At 47.2% G+C, this 15,382-nt stretch carries 11 protein-coding genes; 3 read left to right on the top strand and 8 right to left on the bottom strand.

Going from position 1 to position 15,382, the window contains the following annotated elements:
* Window positions 1-175: 175 nt before the first annotated feature.
* Window positions 176-1,045 (top strand): 1-aminocyclopropane-1-carboxylate deaminase/D-cysteine desulfhydrase, encoded by an 870-nt coding sequence (locus WAE59_RS00275; RefSeq protein ID WP_337853914.1) that lies wholly within the window; start codon window positions 176-178, stop codon window positions 1,043-1,045.
* On the opposite strand, the gene WAE59_RS00270 is transcribed toward WAE59_RS00275, so the two are convergent.
* The 3 genes from WAE59_RS00270 to WAE59_RS00260 form a co-directional block, all read right to left on the bottom strand.
* On the bottom strand, window positions 1,042-1,932 hold the full coding sequence (locus tag WAE59_RS00270; protein WP_337853913.1) for a bestrophin family protein: 891 nt from the start codon (window positions 1,930-1,932) through the stop codon (window positions 1,042-1,044). The genes WAE59_RS00275 and WAE59_RS00270 overlap by 4 nt on opposite strands.
* A gap of 49 nt (window positions 1,933-1,981) precedes the next feature.
* The gene (locus WAE59_RS00265) at window positions 1,982-3,781 is read right to left on the bottom strand and encodes an ATP-binding protein (RefSeq protein ID WP_337853912.1); all 1,800 of its coding nucleotides are present in this window, start codon (window positions 3,779-3,781) and stop codon (window positions 1,982-1,984) included.
* A gap of 70 nt (window positions 3,782-3,851) precedes the next feature.
* Entirely contained in the window at window positions 3,852-4,244 is a 393-nt protein-coding gene (locus WAE59_RS00260; RefSeq protein ID WP_337853911.1) for a DUF805 domain-containing protein, read from the bottom strand.
* A gap of 74 nt (window positions 4,245-4,318) precedes the next feature.
* Between WAE59_RS00260 and WAE59_RS00255 the strand changes: the two genes are divergently transcribed.
* Window positions 4,319-5,320 carry a 2-hydroxyacid dehydrogenase gene (locus tag WAE59_RS00255; RefSeq protein ID WP_337853910.1) on the top strand — a complete coding sequence of 334 codons (1,002 nt, stop codon included), beginning with the start codon at window positions 4,319-4,321 and terminating at the stop codon, window positions 5,318-5,320.
* A gap of 5 nt (window positions 5,321-5,325) precedes the next feature.
* Here WAE59_RS00255 and WAE59_RS00250 read toward each other — a convergent pair whose 3' ends face one another.
* The 5 genes from WAE59_RS00250 to WAE59_RS00230 form a co-directional block, all read right to left on the bottom strand.
* Complete coding sequence (locus tag WAE59_RS00250) at window positions 5,326-7,335, bottom strand: FAD-dependent oxidoreductase (RefSeq protein WP_337853909.1); 2,010 nt, start codon at window positions 7,333-7,335, stop codon at window positions 5,326-5,328.
* A complete protein-coding gene (locus WAE59_RS00245; RefSeq protein ID WP_337853908.1) occupies window positions 7,335-9,017 on the bottom strand; it encodes a RagB/SusD family nutrient uptake outer membrane protein in 1,683 nt (560 codons plus the stop codon). Before WAE59_RS00245 ends, WAE59_RS00250 begins: the two co-directional genes overlap by 1 nt.
* Before the next feature lie 10 nt (window positions 9,018-9,027).
* Window positions 9,028-12,333: a TonB-dependent receptor gene (locus WAE59_RS00240; protein ID WP_337853907.1), complete on the bottom strand. Its 3,306-nt coding sequence runs from the start codon at window positions 12,331-12,333 to the stop codon at window positions 9,028-9,030.
* Between the two features lie 78 nt (window positions 12,334-12,411).
* Window positions 12,412-13,539 carry a FecR family protein gene (locus WAE59_RS00235; protein WP_337853906.1) on the bottom strand — a complete coding sequence of 376 codons (1,128 nt, stop codon included), beginning with the start codon at window positions 13,537-13,539 and terminating at the stop codon, window positions 12,412-12,414.
* Between the two features lie 43 nt (window positions 13,540-13,582).
* Window positions 13,583-14,125, bottom strand: coding sequence for an RNA polymerase sigma factor (locus WAE59_RS00230; RefSeq protein ID WP_337853905.1), 543 nt, complete (start codon window positions 14,123-14,125; stop codon window positions 13,583-13,585).
* Between the two features lie 407 nt (window positions 14,126-14,532).
* Here WAE59_RS00230 and WAE59_RS00225 point away from each other — a divergent pair, with 407 nt between their 5' ends.
* Window positions 14,533-15,372, top strand: a complete 840-nt coding sequence (locus WAE59_RS00225; protein WP_337853904.1) for a hypothetical protein — start codon at window positions 14,533-14,535, stop codon at window positions 15,370-15,372.
* Window positions 15,373-15,382: the final 10 nt, after the last annotated feature.

The following is a 15,382-nucleotide window of genomic DNA, read 5'->3' as shown; positions in this document are numbered from 1 at the left end:
GAGGATGGTCTGTGCACTACAGTTAAAACCGACCTATATGAAAAATTTTACAACTAACGTTAAGATCATTCTCAACTTTTTCCCCTACCTGATCAGAAAGATCTATTTTAAACCTTAACGGTTGAATGCCCGGGTTTATTGTAGGCCAAAGCAATAAGACTGTATATTTGCCCGTATGTTCACAGCAATATTCAGTCCGCTGCAGCAGCTGACAAGCCCCATCAGAAAGCAGATACTGGTAAAAAGGGACGATCTGATTGACCCCTACATCTCCGGAAATAAATGGCGCAAGCTAAAGTACATTCTGGAGGAGGCCAGGGAAAACGGGAAAAATCACCTCGTGACATTTGGAGGAGCTTACTCCAATCACCTGGTCGCCACAGCAGCGGCCTGTGCAAGGTCGGGACTCCAAAGTTCGGCCTTTGTAAGAGGAGAAGCGGTTGACAATGAAATGCTGATGTTGTGCAGGATGTACGGCATGAGCCTGAACTTTACAGACAGAGCGAGCTACAAAAACAAGCAATTGTTATTTGAGGAGCATTATGGCAACCAGCATAATGCTTTTTTTGTGTCCGAAGGTGGCGCTTCGCTTGCCGGTACCAGGGGCTGCTCGGAAATCATGGATGAGCTACCTGCAGATATCGACCATATTTTTTGCGCTGCGGGAACGGGTACTACAGCAGCAGGACTCTTGAAAGGAATACATGAGCGCGGACTAAAAACGCAGCTCCATGTGGTGCCTGTGCTTAAAGGAGGCGCATTCATTGCCGAAGAAATCAAGAATTACACAGGCGGGCTGGAACAATTGCAACTCCATACAGATTACCATTTCGGTGGTTATGCCAAGACCAGTCCGGAACTGATCCGCTACATCAAGAACTTTGTTGCTGAAGAAGGCATCCTTCTTGATCCGGTTTACACCGGTAAGATGTTCTTCGCATTAGAGGATCTGCTGCAATCCGGCACCTTTAAAAAAGAGGCAAAGATCGTAGCCCTGCATACCGGCGGTCTTTTGGGCCTTCTGGGCATGAAAGAAAAATTTTAAAGCACATATTCCCCATTGATCGGTTTAACCGGCTCCGGAACCTCGGTAGCACCCATCATCTGCAGTAAGTTGATCTCAATGGTACGCGTAATCTGGTTGAGCGGTACACTTGCTGAGTTGTTCATGAAAGGATCCACCAGGCTCATCCCATTGATCTGCGTAGAAACGAATACAAACCCGATCAGCCAGCCCAGAAAAATAGAATATACACCTGCACCTTCGCTGATCACCAGGGTAAAGGTGACCACAAAAAGCCAGATGAATACCTTGGTCATGTAAGAATAGGTGGTCGGGAACACGGTATTTTTGATGCGCTCAGACATGCCCATGCTGTCAGAAAAACGGACGAGCATCCCATTGATCTCTATAAACCTAAACCCGTCAATCTGGCCCTTTTTGGAGAGCAGCTGGAGGTCTGCCGACTGCAAATTGAGAATCGCATGATGGAGATTGCTGTTTCCCTTTATGGCCTGCTGATCAGCTTCGCTTAAATAGCGGACGTTGCAATCATTGATGCCTCCCCTAAGATTGGTTTTCAAGGCATAAAGAAAAGCAATATGTCTGTAGATCATCCGCTGAGCAATGTCCAGGTCACCGTCCACGTAGTTCAAAAGACTGCGTGCAAAGGAGCGGGAATCATTGACCAGTGCACCCCAGATTTTACGGGCTTCCCACCATCGGTCATACGCCTGGTTGTTGTTGAAACCGATGAAAAATGCAATCGCTGTACCCAGTAATGTGGGGATAATGGCAGGAATGCTATAGTGATTGGCAATCAGGTATTCCCTCACGAGATAAGCAGCGGTGCAGGAAGCGATCATAATCAGGTCTACCTGCCAGGTGTTCCTAAGAATTCTGCTGATACGGATGTTTTGTGCAAGAAGCATATTAGAATATTCAGATATTAGATCAATTTATAAAAAATTCGCTTTATTGTCACCGATTTAAAGGAAGTTCAAAGAAAAAAGTTGCACCCTTGCCTTGTTCACTTTCTGCCCAAATCCTACCATGGTGCTTTTCGATGATTTCCGCACTGAGATAAAGGCCGATCCCAAAACCGGAGATATGACTCCCAGTCTCTACCCTATAGAAGCGCTCAAAGAGCCTGCGGATATCTTTACTGCCCACACCAATACCCTCATCCTTCACACTTACCCTCGCTACATCATTCAGGATTTCGCAACTGACTTCGATATTTGGGTTCATCGGCGCATATTTGATCGCGTTACTGAGCAGGTTGGAAATTACATTCCCCATTTTTTCATAATCGGCCCTCACCGGCACCTGGATCTTGTTTTGGTACTGAATGGTGTGACTGGTATGCATCATAGACACTTCAGCCACCGCATTTTCGATGAGGTCATTGAGCATAAAGTCGGTTTGTTTCAGCAGGATTGTACCTGACTCCAAACGCGATACGTCAAGAAAACCATTGATCATGGCTGTCATTTTTTTGACCTGCTTACCCGCCATGTCCAGGGATCCATCTGTAAAACTGTCTCCGACACCCCGGTTTTTCCGCTGGAGCAATTGAATGTGAGCATTTAAAGAAGTCAGGGGCGTTTTCAGTTCATGACTCACGATAGCGATGAAATCATTTTTCCTTTGCTCTTCCTTTTTTATTGCAGAGATGTCCATGACCACTCCTGTAAAAGCAGAAAATTCACCCGATTTGTCCAATTTTAAATTCCCAATGGCCCTGAGCCAGCGAACCTGGTCTTTCAGCCCCAGCACAGGATAGGAAACATCATAATCCCCATTACCCGAGATGGCGCTTTCCAATTTACCGGACACATAATCCCGATAGTCTTCCCGAACCTGCGCCAGGCATTCTGCTATACTTACCTCATGGTCTTCGGGATAGCCAAACAATTCACGCAACCGGGCTGAGGTGATGAACTCCCCTGTACCGGAATGGAGATGCCAGGTACCAAAATTGGCAGCCTCTACTGCCAGTCTCAGTGCAATTTCTTTATCCTCCATCTCATCAAAAGCATGCTGCAGGTGCTCCCGACCTTCGGCAATTTCCTCATTGGCCGCCATCAGCTCTTCATTAGCGCTCAACATTTCTTCATTCATTGCAGCCAGTTGTTCAGAGAGTTCACGATAGCGTTTTTCGTTTTCTTTGAGGGCTTTTACACGCTCCTCTACCTTTTTCTCCAGCTCCTGGTTAAGGTGATGTAACTGCTCCTGATTGCTGGACAGCTCTTCATTGATTGCATTGAGCTCTTCATTCGCAGCAGCAAGTTCTTCATTCAGGGCTTGTTCTCTAGCTAAGGAGGCATTGATCCGTGCGGCCTGTTCCCTGATTTCATTGTTCATGACCCTTTCCGTCACGTCCGTTGCCGAATGCAATACGCACAGCACCCTCCCATTTTCATTTTTAATTGCCCGGTATTCAAAATCAAAATAGAAGGTACTCACCACACCATCAATTTCCAGGTCGGCGGCCGTATCAGTTCCTGAGATGGTAATTCCTTCCAGCCAGACCTTCCTGAACATCTGTGCAAAGGGTTGACCTTTCAATTCAGGTAGCGCTTCTTCCAGGGATTTGCCGACCACACTGCGGTCTTTGCCCCAGATGTGCAGCATCGCATCATTAGCCATTTGAATCACCGCATCTTCTCCTACATGAATTGCGGTAGCTGTCTTCGTATATTGCAATACTTCAAGAAGTTCGTCGTGATTTAAGTAGGGCACCTTGTCGCTCATATAAACAGCAACATCATTTGGCATTTTTTTGTTTAAATATTTTGACAATCGGTCAGAAAGGCAGCAAAAACCGGAATTAAGGCTATGAAGGCGCTTATTTATCGTCGAAATCGTCGGCTGAGCTACTGCTATGACGCTCATCATCAACATCATAATACAGACCCTTGGGATTTGGTCCGTACTCATTGTCCCCTACCTCACTATCCAGAAACAACAGTAAAAATCCATACAGCGGAATAAGTTGCCACCAGCCACTGTTGCCCCTGTCGTGACAGCGTTTAGCACTCTGTGCAATCATAAAATAGATGGCGGGCGAGCAGGCCAGGTAAATGGAAAGTGTGTTCTTTTTACTTTCTGTGGCATCAATAAAACCCAACGCAGCTAAGATGACCACCGCAGCAATAATATAAAGAAAATAGAGCAGGATGCTGAGGCCATATTCAAGCCTCCGGATTCTGCCTTCAAATGAAAAAGGATTCTGAAACATATGCCATCAAAGCTAAGAAAAATGTATATTTTGTTGGCCTAATAGATTTATTTTACAAAACAATCATTTCCACTATGAAAATCGCTTTCTTTTCCGCAAAACCTTACGACAAAGATTTCTTCAACCGTCACAATACTCCCTATGGCTTTGAACTGCAATTTTGGGAAACCCATTTAGGCCCTCATATTGTCAATGCTATTGATGAAGGTACGGAGGTCGTATGTGTGTTCGTCAATGACCGCCTGACCGCCGAAGTGATCGGGACCATGGCTGCTAAGCAAGTCAAAGTCATTGCCCTGCGCTGTGCCGGGTTCAACAATGTCGATTTGGAAGCGGCGAAGAAACACGGCATCCGCGTATGCCGCGTTCCTGCCTATTCACCGGAAGCCGTAGCGGAACATGCAGTGGCCATGCTGCTGACCCTGAACAGAAAAACGCATAAAGCCTATAACCGCGTCAGGGAGCAAAACTTCTCCCTCAACGGATTGCTGGGCTTCAACCTCCATGGCCGCACAATCGGCGTCATCGGCACGGGCAAGATCGGGCGGGCTTTTTGTAAGATCGTGCTGGGCTTCGGCTGCAAGGTCCTGGCATTTGACCCCTTTGAAGACGAAAGTTTAAAAGCTTCCGGTGTGCAGTACCTGCCGCTCGAAGAACTTCTTCCACAATCTGATGTGATTTCCCTGCATTGCCCGCTGACACCGGAAAACAAATACCTCATCAACCGGGAAACATTGGCTGCAATGAAACCTGGCGTGACCATCATCAACACCAGCCGGGGTGCACTCATCAATACCGATGAGGTGATCACAGCCCTCAAAAGCGCTCATGTAGCTTATCTGGGCATAGATGTGTACGAACAGGAGGAAAAACTGTTCTTCAAAGACCTATCCGGCAGCATCATTGAAGACGATAAAATCCAGCGCCTGATGAGCTTCCCGAACGTGCTCGTAACCGGGCATCAGGCTTTTTTCACGGAAGATGCACTGGCGCAGATCGCTACGGTTACGCTCAACAGCATCCACGAGCTCATCGAGGGACTGGCACCTCAGGATCCTGAGGTGATTTTAGTTTAAGATCGTCATTCCTTTGCAGGAACCAGCAATACTGCGTCGGCAATCACCTCTGCATCGGCAGCCTGATTGGAGATTTCCACATAGCTTTGTTTTCCTGCTGCAAAGGTATAGCGTCCCAGATGCACCCATTCACCTGAGGTTTGGCCAAGCACCGTAACCTCGGCATCCTTAATGGACAATTCGTGCAATTGCTTGCCATCATTTACCTTGATGCTGGTAGCAGAGGCCCTGTTCTTTTGTTTTGGGTAGTATGTATACAAATCATATTTTCCACTTGTCGTCAATAGGGGCTGATACTTTAGGCTGCTCGGACCGCCATCGGGCGAAGCCACATAAAAATCCGGTCCATAACCACCATGAGCCTCCAAACGCCAGGTCCCGGTTTTCTGAACGCTCCGCAGATCACTATTGTCCAGCAGGATCTCCGGCTGAGTTCCATCGACCAGGGGATTGCGCTTCAAAGTCGCCTGCAATTGTTTGACATCGATGCGCTGTAAAGATTGGCGCTTGTCGATGGCCTGAACGGCTGCCGTAGCCGCCGATTGTGCCAGGACCATAAATACGGGTTCCATGCGTATGGAGCCATAGGCGATATGTGTTGCCGAAAGACATACCGGCACGCTCAGGTTTTCTACTTCCGATGCTTTAGGGATGATCGCCCTGTAGGAAATTGGATAAGGCCCAAAGCCGCCCTCTTCTACATTGCCTTCATTCTTTACATGCCCCTTGACAATCAGGCGGTCGCAATTGTGCGAATCCATGGTATAGGCTGCCATGCCCACCCCATCTGTAACCTGTTCCCGGCCCTGACAATGGTGCTGGGTCATCACCAAAGCACCGACCATGCGCCTGGCTTCCCTGATGTAGAGCTGATGCGACCAATGGTTATTCCCAATGTATTCGTCTTTTGGATAGCCCCATTTTTTCATTTCAGCCCGGATATGCTCGGGGACCCTTTTGTCATTGCCTACAAAATACAGCAAGCCTTTCGTGTAATCCGTATGTGCATTCCAGATCTCTGCCCTTTTGGAATAATCTGCATCGGGATACTCCCAGTTCATGCCAATCATATCTGTAGAAAAGCCATTCCTGTTGTTGATATCCGTTTTACCATTGGGCATTCCACTCCAGATGAATACATCCTGCAAAGACTTCCAGTCCCGCTTTGCCATCTGGCGGAGCAAGAGTTCGTAGCGCTCTGGCTGATAATTCGCAGGCTGTGTAATTGTTACCTGGTTGTTCGGGTCACTGCTCAGGCAAATCCTGAAATTATAGGCCTGCACCTTACGGTCGCCCGTACCGTTTGGAGCCAACTCCCCATTGCTGATCCCCCAAAGTAATCCGCTTCCGGGATCTCCGGCTGTACGATAAGGATCTATCCCATCCGGCAACTGATGTCCGTTCATCAACTGTACGCCATTGAAAGTCTCTTTATAATCGCTATTGGCCTCCCTGCCTACGGCATAGGAAACACCTGCCCTGGCCATCAGATCTCCCTCATAGGAACAATCGATAAACATCTTAGCCGCCACGCTGATGTTGCTGCCTGCGCCAGCACTACGCTCCAATACCAATTCACTGATGAGCTTGCCCTGCTTTTTTACACTGCTTATCCTGTTTTCATACAGCACTTCCACCTTTGCACGCCTGATGTAATCCTGAAAAATGTTTTCGGCCACATGGGGCTCAAATACCCATTGCTCAAATTTCCCGTAATGCTGACCAATCCTGCGGTAGAAATCCAGGGCTAGCCCACTGATGGCATATTTGTTTCCGATATCGGTAAGGCCCAGGCCACCGGAACTCATACCGCCCAGATTTTTCCCAGGCTCAATCAGCAAAACCTGCTTTCCCAGCTTTGCTGCAGTGTAGGCCGCAATTACCCCAGCGGAAGTTCCGCCATAAATACAAATATCGTAACTGCTGCGTGCCGGTTGTTGTTGCCCGTAGCTTCGACCGGTATGAAATCCCGTTGCTGCAAGCAGCAACAGGATTACTTTAAATAGGTATTTCATTAGTAGTTGGGATTTTGGATCAACAATTTATTGGTTACGGTCTCCAGATTTGGAATAGGCCAGAGGTAGTCGCGGTTTTTATTGAAAGCCCGGACTTCGATCACGCGTAGATCTGCCCGGTTTGGAACAGCCGAATAATCGGTCAAGCCATTATCATCAATTTGTGGGGCAGCAGCTACCAGGCCCCGTTGTACCCTGCCGTAGAAATTTCCGGTCATGGCCTTTTCAGCAATCTTCCACCTGCGCAGGTCCGATTGCCTGAAACCTTCCATAGCCAGTTCATACAGCCGTTCCTTGCGAACGAGACTGCGGAATTCTACGTTAGTTTTTCCTGACAAGATCGCCGGCATGGCTACACTCGGCCGCTGCCTGACCAGGTTAATGGCATCGTATGCCGATTGGTCCAGCTGATTCAATTCATTTTTCGCTTCAGCATAGATCAATAGCACCTCAGCATACCTGATCTGAATGACATTGAGTTCAGAATTGGTCCGATCGATCTTATCCTCGAGATCCACATATTTTCTCCAGCAGTATCCGGTAAACGTAGCAAATGCATTGATCGCATCCTGGTTATCAACGCGGGTAGCAGGCGTGGTGTTGTAATTCCAGCACTTCAGGCTATCGCGGTGGGTTTCAAACTGGTAATTGAAAAAAGTAGAGCCTGGTAACGCGATGGTAAAGCCCAATCTTGGATCCCTGTTTTTGTAAGGATTCTGAGGATCAAACAAGGGCGACTCGTCGATGTTTAAACCGTCCGTACAGGGATAAACATCTACCAGGGACTGTGAAGGCACCTTATTCGAAAAGCCCTGTCCGTTCCTGGACAGCAAGTTGTTCGCTGTAGAATGGGTCTTGGTCTTAGAAGCCCGGAGGTATTGGAAGGCCCAGATGATCTCACTTGAGTTTTGACCGGCATAACTGAACAATGCCCCGAAATTATTGTGCAGGCTATAGACCTTTAAGTCCATAACGGCTTTGGCTGCCTCCGCGGCATCTGCCCAAAGCTCATTGTTCAATGCTGTACGGGCTTTAATGGCCAGGGCTGCACCACGACTGGCCCTGCCCACATCTGCGCCGGTATAATTTAAAGGAAGGTCCGGGGCACATTCTGTCAATTCCTTCAATACAAAGTCGACCACAGTTGCCTTCGCCGTCTTCGGAAGCTGTGCATCTTCCAGCTTCAGCATGTTCGTGACCAATGGTACATCCCCGAAGTAATCCGTCAGGTAATTGTAGGTATAGGCACGGATGAACCTCGCTTCTGCTTTAGAACGGTTAAATATGGCAGGTGTGGCCTTGTCCTGAACCTTATAAAGGTTATCGAGCACAAAATTACACTTGGCGATTACCTTGTAGGCTTCCCGCCAGATGTCCCTTGCATAGGTATTGTTGCTATCGTGATTGCCTTTGCCGATGCTTTGCAGCGCACTGTTATTTCGGTCCCAACCGATATCTGTTCCATTGTCGATCGATAGATTAAGCGGCATGTTATCCAATGGTGCATAGCCTGCATATTTGTACAGGCCATTGACTGCAAGGACCAGTTCATCCTGATTGGTAAAAAATGTTTCATCTGAAGGACCAGACAAAGGGCTTTTATCCAGGTATCCTTTTTTACATGATGCGCCCAGTATGACCACAAAGGCCGCGAGTATAATGAGGTATATATTTGTTTTCATCTGTTTTTCTTTAAAATCCTACTTCCACACCGAAACTGTACAATTTGACTTGAGGGTAGATATTACCCGCACCAACAGGGGCCTCCACATCGTAACCAGCCAGGAAGCGATCGAATGAGGCCAAATTAGACCCATTGGCGAATACCCGCAATCTCTTAATATTCATTTTTGCCGCGAGCGCTGCAGGCAATGCGTAACCCAGCTGTACGTTTTTGACCCTCAGATAAGACGCATCCCGCAGCCAAAAGCTGGAAGTCTGTTCATTATTCGATTCTCCAAAAGCCAGCCTCGGATATTTTGCATTTGGATTTTCCGGCGACCAGCGGTCTTTATTTTCTTCACGGATCGTCCCCCCCAGCGCACCACCTACGTTGAATGGCAAAATGCCGGGGCCATTGAGATATCCATTGGCTTTACCTACGCCCTGCAAAAGAACGGAAAGGTCAAAGCCCTTGTAGGCCGCAGACAGGTTTGAGGCGAAAGTAAACCTCGGTATGGTACTGCCAATGATGATCTTGTCACTTTCGTTGATCAGGCCATCGCCATTTTGATCTTTGTATCTGATGTCCCCTGCTTTCACCGCACCAAATTGTGTGGCATGGGCTGCTACCTCTGCATCGGAGGCAAAATATCCCTGAGCTTCGTATCCAAAAATGGAAGAAATTGGATGACCTTCGCGGTTTACGGTAAAACCTGTCTGGTTAATTCCTTTCATGTCGACAACCTTATTCTTCACATCGGACAGGTTGAGGCTAATGTTGTAGTTGAAGTCCTTTACATTGCCTTTATAAGCGAGGCCCAATTCCCATCCATTATTGTCTACAACACCTGCATTCTGATATGGCTTTTCTAAACCAATAATGAAGGGTACATCTAATAACAAGAGGATGTCACTCGTACGGCGGCGGTAATAATCTGCCGTTACACTGAAGTTTTTGAACAAGGTCAAATCTATACCAATATTTTTTTCTTCTGTGGCCTCCCAGGAAATGTTCTTGTTCGCCAATGCGCTCAGCGTCGCTGTATTTACGATCTGCTTACCCATGGCGGTCGATTCCAGTACCATTGCCGTAACGGAAGGATAGGTACCGATCAATTGATTGCCCAGTCTACCCCATGACACCCGTATTTTTGCATCATTGATGGTTCCTTTCAGGCCTGACATAAAACTCTCTTCCGAAATCCGCCATCCTGCGGAAGCAGAGGGAAAAAAGCCATACTTATTTCCTTCAGAGAAACGCGAAGAACCATCGTAGCGGGCATTCAGCTCCAACAGGTACTTCCCTTTCCATGTATAATTGAGTCTGCTGAACAAAGATTGCAAAGCCCATTCCTCTGCACCTCCATTAGCCTGCTGGTTCGCTGCCGAACCACCATCTAAAACCGGGTACTGAGGCAGGATATACGTATCACGGATTGCTTTAATCCATTCATTGTAATAGTCTTCCCTGGATGCACCGACCAAGAGCTTTAAACTATGTTCATCGAAATTTTTACTGGCAGTTAACGTTGCGCGTGTATTGTTAAAAAAGGATTCGCTCCGTTCTTCCGTCAGCGTGGTCAATGCCGGTGTCAGAAAGCTGGTGCTTCCGTTAGGCAAATAAGACTGTATGGCTTTTCTGAAATTTTTTCTCGAGGATATTGCGTATTTAGGTGAGTAGGCAACTTCCGCTTCCAGCCATTCCACCGGCTTGTAGTTCAGCGTCGCGTTTAAACTTCCAAAAGGACCCCTGAGTCGGTTAGTTCCCCCATCTTTACTCGCAGAAATCGGATTCACACCATTCCAGCCCACACCCCATTGACCGCTTTCGTTCACACCGATCTGATTGGCGGGAATACCGTTCATCCACTGAAAGATCTCAATGGCACTCGCTGCGGGATCAGTAGTGATTGCATTGACGAACTGAAGATCTATCCTGGCTTTCAATTTTTCAGAAAATTTGATATCCGCATTGTTTCGGATGGTATAACGCTTGAATCCGGAATTCTGGATCAGGCCTTTTTGATCGAAGAGTCCGAAGGAACCCAGCATTTTAACTTTCTGTGTTCCGCCCTCAATGGTCAGGAAATGACTTTGCTGCAGTCCGGAACCAGTCAGGGTTTCTTTCTGCCAGTCGGTATTCGGATATTGATCTGAATTCCTGCCTCCTTGCTGACGAAATTCTTCAATCAGCGCTGCAGAATATAGTGGTGTCCGTCCTGTGTTCGTATAGGCTTCATTAAGCAGTAGCATATAATCCAGCGAATTGACCAGTTTGGGCATATTGGTCGGATCTTGCCAGCCGATATAATTGTTGTAGGAAATATTGATCTGATCGGCAGTGGCCCGCTTTGTCGTAACCAGGATCACACCATTGGCAGCCCTGGATCCGTAGATGGAAGAAGAAGCCGCATCTTTAAGGATAGAGATCGACTCAATGAGATTCGGATCTATGTTATTGATCGAGCCTTCGATCCCGTCGATCATCACCAGGGGATCTGCCGTTCCCATGGTTCCAATTCCCCGGATACGGATACTTCCGCCATCTCCACCCGGACGTCCGGAACTTTGCCTGACTGTAACTCCGGGTGCCATACCCTGCAGGGCCGCAGAAGTCTGGCCCATCGGCCGCGCGGCGAGGTCTTTTCCTGATACCTGGCTCACAGCACCGGTAAGGTTCACTTTTTTCTGTGTACCATAACCCACAACTACAACTTCCGTCAGGCTCGCGTCCTCGATTTCCAGTTTGACATTGATCGTACTCTGGGAACCCGCCGAGATTTCCTGGGTAACAAAGCCTACATAGGAAAATACCAGGACATCACCGGCTTCCGCCTCAATCACGTATCGGCCATCCTTATCGGTCACAGCGCCTCTGGAGGTTCCTTTGATCTTGACACCCACCCCGGGAATCGCTTTGCCCTCTGCATCCGTCACCACTCCCTTGATCTGCTGGAACAGTATTCGCTCCTGCTCTGTTGATTTCGCTTCTCCAGGTGCCGAAAGTGGATTTTCTTTTTGAAGGATGATGTATTTTTCCTTGATGAGCCAGTCCAGCTTTCTTCCCTTGAGTGCCAGCCTGAGTACTTCCGCAAGTTCAGCCTGCTCCACATTGATCGATATTTTTTCCGCATCGTCCAATAGTTTATTGCTGTAGAACACGGTAAGCCCGGTCTGGCTTTTGATGGCTTTAAACAATGTGGCAAGGCTGATGTTCTTGCCTTTTACATTGAGCCTGATGATCGGTTGCGTTTTCGCGTAGATGGGCGACAATACATGCAACATAAAAATGACAGGAAGTAAAATCCGGCCAATTCTGGTAAGTTTTTTAAGCATACATTCAAAAGTTTATAAATGGTTTGCTTAGGAGATGCAACTGAGCCGGAAATGGGTGAAGGCTTTTTGAAAAAAAAATTATTTAAATGTCAGCACCCCATTTTTAATGTCGGCCCGGATGCCCGAAGCAAGTTGCAGATTCGATAGCACGACAGCTAAGGGAAGCTGTCTGTCGATTTCACCGGTAAAGGTCTGATTGGCTACATTTTCCTGCGCCCAAGCTACTTTCACGTCAAACCAGCGGCTGATCACAGGAGCTATTTCCGCCAAAGAGCGGTTGTGAAAAGTGTACACCCCTTTCATCCAGGCCAGCTCCTCCAGGGGGTCAAATGTCCCCTTACCCAAATTGTCATTCAGCAAAAAGGTTTTCTGGCCAGGACTTAGCCGAAGCTCCTGGCCCTGTCTCATAGCCGATACGGAACCCTCCACCAATGCCGTAGAGAAAGTGCCTTCCTCATAGGCATGTACGTTGAAGCTGGTTCCATGTACCTTGATGTCTGCATAATCCGTATGCACTATAAACTGCTGAGCTGGATTCCTGGTCACATCGAAATAAGCTTCCCCTTTGAGGAAAACCTCCCTTGAACCCTTTCCAAAGCTCAAAGGAAACCTCAGGCTCGAGGCCGAATTCATCCAGACAGCCGTTCCATCAGCTAAAGTGATTTTGTAATCTTTGGTACTGGGCACCACTACGGTCGCCCAGCTGTCGGACGCCCCGGATGCCGCCTGCGAATTCAAGGCTTCAGCTGTGGCATTTATTTTGGCTGATCCGATACTGATCTGTTGCGGTTTTCCCATTGGGATCAATTCCCCATCATCCGTTTTCAGATAAATTTCTTTTGCTGTATACATTTGTTTTTCCTTCAGCTCAGTAGACCGATGGTTCAAAAAATGCCAGCCTAAAGGCAGGACTAAAGCTAGCACCGCGGCGATACCTGCAATTTGCCAGCTCAAACGCCTTACATAAGGCTTTGGCTTTTCCTGGATCATTTCAGCCGTATGCACCCAGGCAAGGTCGGGATCCAGTCCTGAAATAAAATCTCGGGCCGCAGTCTGGTTCATCTTGGACTGCAGCTTCTCCCATAACGCCCGCGTCTCCGCGTCCTGCAAGATGGCATTTTCGACAACAAGGTTCTCTTCCTCACTAATCGTACCCGTTATTTTCTCAAACAACAGTGCTTCTATATATTCCTTGTTTTCTATCATCTTCAATGCTAAGAGTCATTTTTCCTTTGATCGGGTGAATGAATCATTTAAATTTTATGAGTTTATCTTTTAAGGCCTTCACGGCAAGTTTCAAATGGGTTTTTATCGAATTCACCGAAAGGCCCATTTCCTCTGCGGCTTCCTTATATTTTTTATCTTCCAGGTATACCAGCTTAAAGGCCCGTTGACGCTGTAGTGGAAGTTCCTGAAAAGCCAGGTCGAGCCGACCATGGTAGGCTTCTTGCTGCACCTCCCCTCCATCTTCATAATCATCTCCAGCCAGAACCTCCTTATAATTGTTCATTCGCTTATCCGCGACTTTCCTATCCCGTATGACCATCATGCACTGATTGTGCACCGCAGCATACAGATAGGACTTCAGTGATGTTTTTATGGAAATGAAGTGTGATTTTTGCCACATGGTGACGAAGAGGTTCTGCACCAGATCCTCTGCTTCCATCTCATCCTCTAGGACGAAATAGGCTTTAGCGACCAGCATTTTATAATACTTCTTGAATACACGTTCATAAGCGGAATGGCTTCCGCTTTTCAGTTCATCCAGAAGTATTTGGTCATCTTGCTCCATTAAATTGAATTAATGTGAAAGCTAAATATATTGATAAGTGTTTAAAACGCAAAATCAGATTCGGGTAATTGCGTTATACGTTCTAGTTCTTGTGAACATTAAGCCTATGCATTTGCACAAAGATTCGCATACAATTTATAAAATCTCACTTGCATTTTCGCTGAAACTTTTCCATATTGCAGTTAATTAATTAACTAATTACTTAATAAAAAATAACAAGCAGTCGGGATGAGTCCTTAAATAATACTTAGTGACCCCAGGTTTAGCCCACAGTCACCCCACCTTGACCCCACGTTTTTCTGGGAAAAAGCTGGGGTAAGGCCAAATTAACCACAGGTTAAGAGCGGGCTCATTAAGCATTCTTCCAGAACGCATCCAAAAGGCGAGCAATACTAAAGATTAGGCAAATGGGAAAATTCGACGGAAAACAGATCACAGGCCTGGTAGGCGATTTGGTCTTCAAAAAATCAGCTGATGGCAAAACCACAATCGTCCAGACCAAACAAAAACATGTGCCCCAGACGGAGGGCTCCAAGAAAACGGCGTCTGTAATGGGCAATGCAAGTTCACTGTCCGCAGCCATCCGAGCCGATCTGCATGGCCTCACCGATGCTTTCTACCAAGGAGAGATGATCAATCGGCTCACCAAAAGCAACCAGGCCATCCTATCGCATTGCTTCGATAAAAATACGGAAACTTACACCTTTAAGCAAAACAGTTTTGAGAACCTCGCCGGATTTGAGCTTAACAGTAAATCGCCCCTGTCTACTTACCTTTGGGTAAAACCGCAGCTCACACTGGAGGGCAATATACTCACGCTAACCATACCCGCTTTTGAGGTTCCTGACCAACTCAAAATGCCAAAAGAGGCTAACGCCTTCGAAATCGTAGTGCGAATGGGTGAATACGCGCTTCACAGCAGTAAAAGAAATACTAAAAAAATTCACTCGGAGTCCATCGCCCCGGAAGAAACTCATGTGCCTGAACAACAAATCAGCTTCCAGGTAGCGCATGGCTGCCTATGTGTAGTGGGGATTGCCATCAAATACTTCAACCTGGCGCAGGGTACTAAAAAACCTTTAAATCATAAAGACATGAATCCTGCCGCGATTGTAGATGCCATATATATTCCGGGAGAATTTGTGCTCCCTCCTACTGGAAGTACCCCCAACAGGGCAATAGGTTCCAGCTGGCGTGAGATGATGAAAGTCAACCTGCCACCGGCACAGATAAAAATTCCTGATTAACTACCCTAAA

Source organism: Pedobacter sp. GR22-6 (assembly GCF_037402555.1).
Lineage (GTDB): Bacteria > Bacteroidota > Bacteroidia > Sphingobacteriales > Sphingobacteriaceae > Pedobacter.
Note: the sequence above shows the minus strand (reverse complement) of the source record. Positions and strands in the feature narration are given on the sequence as shown.

Bases quoted from the DNA above. Each gene is read 5' to 3' on its own strand.
- WAE59_RS00225 (WP_337853904.1), top strand. From the start codon at position 14,533: ATGGGAAAATTCGACGGAAAACAGATCACAGGCCTGGTAGGCGATTTG.
- WAE59_RS00270 (WP_337853913.1), bottom strand. From the start codon at position 1,932: ATGCTTCTTGCACAAAACATCCGTATCAGCAGAATTCTTAGGAACACC.
- WAE59_RS00240 (WP_337853907.1), bottom strand. From the start codon at position 12,333: ATGCTTAAAAAACTTACCAGAATTGGCCGGATTTTACTTCCTGTCATT.
- WAE59_RS00275 (WP_337853914.1), top strand. From the start codon at position 176: ATGTTCACAGCAATATTCAGTCCGCTGCAGCAGCTGACAAGCCCCATC.
- WAE59_RS00245 (WP_337853908.1), bottom strand. From the start codon at position 9,017: ATGAAAACAAATATATACCTCATTATACTCGCGGCCTTTGTGGTCATA.
- WAE59_RS00230 (WP_337853905.1), bottom strand. From the start codon at position 14,125: ATGGAGCAAGATGACCAAATACTTCTGGATGAACTGAAAAGCGGAAGC.
- WAE59_RS00265 (WP_337853912.1), bottom strand. From the start codon at position 3,781: ATGCCAAATGATGTTGCTGTTTATATGAGCGACAAGGTGCCCTACTTA.
- WAE59_RS00250 (WP_337853909.1), bottom strand. From the start codon at position 7,335: ATGAAATACCTATTTAAAGTAATCCTGTTGCTGCTTGCAGCAACGGGA.
- WAE59_RS00235 (WP_337853906.1), bottom strand. From the start codon at position 13,539: ATGATAGAAAACAAGGAATATATAGAAGCACTGTTGTTTGAGAAAATA.
- WAE59_RS00260 (WP_337853911.1), bottom strand. From the start codon at position 4,244: ATGTTTCAGAATCCTTTTTCATTTGAAGGCAGAATCCGGAGGCTTGAA.
- WAE59_RS00255 (WP_337853910.1), top strand. From the start codon at position 4,319: ATGAAAATCGCTTTCTTTTCCGCAAAACCTTACGACAAAGATTTCTTC.